Below are 4,898 nucleotides of genomic sequence, written 5' to 3'. Positions count from 1 at the left end.
CTGGATGCGCATTCGCCCGCCGCAGCGCGCAGGCGCCTATGCGTGGCCGGCCGCGTTCGACAGCATGCCAGGATCGATGCCGATCTTGCGCAAGGCTCGCATATATTTTTCGTCGACGTCGTCGCCGAACACCAGGTCCGGATCGGCATCGCAATGCAGCCAGCCATTGTCCTGGATCTCGGCCTCGAGCTGACCGGCGCGCCAGCCGGCATAGCCGAGCGCCAGGATCGCATGCTTTGGCCCAGAGCCGTTCGCGATCGCCTTGAGGATATCGACGGTGGCGGTCAGGCAGATGCCGTCATCGATCTTCAGCGTCGCATTCTCGATGAAGAAATCGCTCGAATGCAGCACGAAGCCGCGCCCGGTGTCGACCGGTCCGCCGCGCAGCACCTTCAGGGTCTCGACATTTTCCGGCAGCTTGATCTGGTCGGCCTTCTTGATGATATTGAGCTGCACCAGAAGTTCCGGAAAATCGATGCTGCCGGCCGGACGATTGACCATGATACCCATGGCGCCATCGGCCGAATGGGCGCAGAGATAAATTACCGACCGCTCGAAGCGCGGATCACCCATCACCGGCATCGCGACCAGCAATTGTCCGTCGAGATAGCCGTGGCCGGACGCGTCGTCGCCAGCGCAGGAAGCTTTGCGGCTGATCTCGTCCCGTCTTTTGCCTTCAGGGTCCATCCGCAAAGGGCTCTCGTGTTGGATCACATCCTGATATTGGGTGGCCGTTCTGTCAATCAAGCTTCGGGGTTGACGCTCACAAGCAATTCAATGGTTCGCCCCGGTGCCAGCCTGTAAAGACGTCTCATGTTTGACATGGTTCCAATACGCGCCGCGCTCGGTCTCGCCGCAATTGTCATTGCATCCTCGCCTGTCGCTGGCGCCCACGGCCAGGATGCCTCGCCATGGCAGCGGGACGGCCATTCCGCGGTGCGACTTTTGGCGGGATCGCATAGCGGCTCGGTGCTGCTCGGCGGCATCGGCTTCCAGCTCGATCCCGGATGGAAGACCTATTGGCGCACGCCCGGCGATTCCGGCGTGCCGCCGCGGTTCGATTTTTCCAAGTCGGACAACATCGAAGCGGTGACGGTATTGTGGCCGGCGCCGACCAAGTTCGACGACGGCGCGGGCGGTATTTCGCTCGGCTATCACAACCAGATCGTGCTGCCGCTTCGAATCGTCGCCAAGAATCCGGAGAAACCCGTGACGCTTCGCGCCGCGATCAATTATGCGGTGTGCGAGAAGATCTGCATCCCTGTCGACGCCAATGTCGAACTGACGTTCAACAGCGTGGCAAGCACCGAGGACAGCGCGCTGTTTGCAGCGCTCGACACCGTTCCCAAACCCGCCAATGTCGGCGACCCCAATCCGCTCACCATCCGCGACGTCGAGCGCGAGGGCCGATCCGAGGTGCTGGTCGACGTGCTCACTCCGGACTCGCGGGAGGTGAACCTGTTCGTCGAAGGGCCGACGCCGGACTGGGGCCTGCCGGTGCCCAAGCTGCTGGCCCACGGGCCACCGGGCGTGAAGCGCTTCGCCTTTGCACTCGACGGCGTGCCGCCCGGCGTCAATCCGCAAGGCGCCGCGCTGAAGCTGACGCTGGTCGGCGGCGATCGAGCCTACGAGTTCAATATCAATCTGAATTGACCCGAAAGGGTCATTCCGGGCAACGACCGCATCGATCCAACCGAATCTTAACGGGCGGTTGATAGACCACGTCTTCGCCCTCGCCGCCTCGGCGGTATTCATCTGAAGGTTTCGCCGTGGCCGTCATGGACACTCCGCCCGCAACAGCCCTGTCGGCAGGCGTGACCGCGCGGCTCAAGTCGCTGCTGGCGGGCGGCTCGGACGAGGCCGCCGTGACCCGAAGGCTCGCCAGCACCATTTTCATCATCCGCGTGCTGAGCGCGGGGCTGGCCTATCTGTTGCTGATCCTGCTGGCCCGCTGGATGAGCGGATCGGACTACGGCATCTATGTCTATGCGTGGACCTGGGTGCTGCTGCTCGGCAGCATGATGGACTTCGGCCTCTCGTCGTCCGCGCAGAAGATCATCCCGGAATATCGCGCCCGCGGCGAGCACGCGCTGCTGCGCGGCTTTCTCTCCGGCGGCCGCTGGATGACGCTCGCGGCGTCGGTCGGGGTTTCCCTGCTGCTCGCCGGCCTCGTCAAGCTGATCGCCCCCTGGATCGAGGCGGGCGCGGTCGTTCCGCTCTATATTGGCTGCCTGACCCTGCCCGCCTTCGTGATCGCCAACACCCAGGACGGCATCGCGCGCGCGCATGACTGGATGCGGCTTGGACTGATGCCGCAATTCATCGTGCGGCAGGCATTGATCATCGCCCTCACCATGGGCGCCTTCGCGCTCGGTCTTCATCTCGACGCCACCACGGCCATGCTGGCGAGCGCGACTGCTGTGTGGATCGCGATGATCGGGCAGATGATTGCGCTGAACCGCAGGCTGGCCGGCCATATCGCGCCGGGGCCAAAGGCCTACGACGCCAGAGGATGGCTCGGCATCTCGCTGCCGATCATGCTGGTCGAAGGCTTCTACCTGCTATTGTCCTACACCGACGTGCTGGTGCTGCAGCAGTTTCGCTCCTCCGAAGAGGTCGGCGTCTATTTCGCGGTGGTCAAGACGCTGTCGCTGGTGTCCTTCATTCACTACGCGATGTCGGCGAGCACGGCGCATCGTTTCGCCGAGTATCACGCGCTGGGCGACGAGGAACGCCTGTCGGCCTATGTCAGGCACGCCATCAACTGGACGTTCTGGCCGTCGCTTGCCGCCACGATCGCGCTCTTGGCGCTCGGCAAGCCGCTGCTATGGCTGTTCGGCGCACGGTTCGTCGCTGGCTACGACATCATGTTCATGGCTGCGATCGGGCTCGTGGTGCGCGCGGCGATCGGCCCGGTCGAGCGGTTGTTGAACATGCTCGGCCATCAGCATATCTGCGCGCTCGCCTACGCGCTCGCGTTCGTCATGAACGTGGCGCTGTGCCTGGCGCTGGTGCCGCGCTTCGGCGGCCATGGTGCCGCGGCCGCGACCTCGCTGTCGCTGGTCTTCGAGACCGTGCTGCTGTTCTGGATCGTCCGCCGCAGGCTCGGCCTCCACGTGCTGGCATTCGGCAAGGCTGCTCCGCGCGGCCTATAGCGGGCCGCCCAATCCTGCTTCCTTGAGCCGCAGCGCAAGAAAGGCCGTCAAGACCGGGTCGATGACGCCGCCGACATAGACTTCCGGATAGAGCACGCTTCGTCTTGCCAGGATCAGCAGCACGCCGATCCGGTAGGCGAACCACAAATGCGGATCGGTGAGCGCCCGCAGCTTGTGCCGGTCGTGGTCCAGAGGCTGATGATTGGCGGCCTTCCTGACTTCGATCGCCAGGAGATTGTCGGGAACCTCGCGCTGATGCACGACGATGTCGGGAAAAATCGATTTTCCGAGCGTGTCGTCGGTCGAAACGATGGTTGCCTTCGGCAGCCGCAAGGTGCGCTCGCCGAGACGATTGAAGTCGCAGTCGACGTCGAAGCCTGCGAACTGCCGTTCGATATATACGGCGAGCCGATGCGTCAGCGCGCGCTCGCCGAGATCCTTCTCGAACAGAAACGTCTCGCACGCAAAGAATGCATCGAGCGCGTCGACGAGTGTACTCAGCTCGGACTGCATGGTCCCCACCAACGCCGCCGTCATTTGCGAGAACCGGCGAGAACCGGCAGGATCAAGTCGCGCCGCCGGCGCGCGCACGTTGGCTTGCAATCACGCCCCGTCGTTCGCGGCATTCCGCCGGCGCCTCGTCGGCAGCCGGCGGCACTCTCCTACATCTGCACTTCGATCAGCCGCGGCCCTGGTGCTGCGATGGCTTCTGCAAGCGCCTTGTTGAACTCGTCGGCGGTGGTGACCGCGCGGCCCTCGACCCCCATGCCCCTGGCGAGCCCGACGAAGTCGATGGTCGGCCGGTCGAGCTTCAGCATGTCCAGCGCGCGCTTGCCGGGCTCGCCGGCGCCGACGCCGTCGAACTCGCCGCGCAGGATCTGGTAGATGCGGTTGGCGAACACGATGGTCACGACGTTGAGGCCCTCACGCGCCTGGGTCCACAGGGACTGGAAGGTGTACATCGCGCTGCCGTCGCCGACCATGCAGATTACCTTGCGGTCCGGGCAGGCGACCGCGGCCCCGGTCGCGACCGGTGTCGAAAATCCGATCGAGCCGCCCATGTTTTGCAGCCAGTCATGCGGGGCGGAAGCCGCCGTCGGCGGAAAGAAGCCGCGCCCGGTGGTGATGGATTCGTCGACGATGATGGCGTTTTCAGGGATCGCACAGGCAATGGCCTGCGCGATCGAGGCGTGGTTCAGCGCGCCGGTCGGCTTGTTGAGCTCGGCGAGCTTCTGCGGCTTCACGTCGGCCGGCTTGGCGCCGAGCGCATCCGCCAGCGCTTCCAGCGCCGCGACCGAATTTTCGCCCCAGGCGGTCATGCGGTGCACCTCGCAGCCTTCGGGCTTCAGAATGCTGGGCTTGTTCGGATAGGCGAAGAACGCGACCGGATCGTTGGCTTCGACCAGCACGATATGTTTGAAATCCTTGAGGATCGGCAGCGCCGATTCGATCACGTAAGGAATGCGGTCGATCGAGAACCGGCCGCGGCCCCGCGCCATCCGCGGATGATAAGTCTGGCCCATCACCCGGCAGCCGGTCTTGCCCGCGATCTGCTGCGCCAGCGCCAGGCCCTGCTCGGTCAGTCCGCTCCCGGTGACCAGCAGCAGGGTCTCGGCGCCGTTGCCGTGCAGCACCTTGGCAGCCTGTTCCACCGCCGGCGCGGAGAAGCCAGCCTGCTGGGCTTGCGCCGGCGCCTGCGCGATCCCGTCGGCCTCGTTCCACGCGGTATCCGCGGGCAGGATC

The 4,898-nt window shown here is 64.7% G+C and carries 5 protein-coding genes; 2 read left to right on the top strand and 3 right to left on the bottom strand.

What is annotated here, in order from left to right; all coding sequences use genetic code 11:
* Nucleotides 1-36 precede the first annotated feature (36 nt).
* On the bottom strand, nucleotides 37-687 hold the full coding sequence (locus tag WCB02_RS31640; protein WP_423964368.1) for a YqgE/AlgH family protein: 651 nt from the start codon (nucleotides 685-687) through the stop codon (nucleotides 37-39).
* 126 nt (nucleotides 688-813) lie between these two features.
* On the opposite strand from WCB02_RS31640, the gene WCB02_RS31635 reads away from it, so the two are divergent.
* Complete coding sequence (locus WCB02_RS31635) at nucleotides 814-1,653, top strand: protein-disulfide reductase DsbD domain-containing protein (RefSeq protein ID WP_423964366.1); 840 nt, start codon at nucleotides 814-816, stop codon at nucleotides 1,651-1,653.
* 116 nt (nucleotides 1,654-1,769) lie between these two features.
* The gene (locus tag WCB02_RS31630) at nucleotides 1,770-3,155 is read left to right on the top strand and encodes an oligosaccharide flippase family protein (protein ID WP_423964363.1); all 1,386 of its coding nucleotides are present in this window, start codon (nucleotides 1,770-1,772) and stop codon (nucleotides 3,153-3,155) included.
* Here the strand turns inward: WCB02_RS31630 and WCB02_RS31625 are convergent.
* Entirely contained in the window at nucleotides 3,150-3,668 is a 519-nt protein-coding gene (locus WCB02_RS31625) for a hypothetical protein (protein ID WP_423964370.1), read from the bottom strand. The two genes, WCB02_RS31630 and WCB02_RS31625, sit on opposite strands and share 6 nt — an antisense overlap.
* A gap of 149 nt (nucleotides 3,669-3,817) precedes the next feature.
* The coding region (locus tag WCB02_RS31620) for an acetolactate synthase large subunit (protein ID WP_423964360.1) at nucleotides 3,818-4,898 on the bottom strand (1,081 nt) is incomplete at its 5' end.

This window comes from Bradyrhizobium sp., from assembly GCF_049581145.1.
In the GTDB taxonomy this organism is placed as follows: Bacteria; Pseudomonadota; Alphaproteobacteria; order Rhizobiales; family Xanthobacteraceae; genus Bradyrhizobium.
This window is presented reverse-complemented; position numbering and strand designations above follow the sequence as displayed.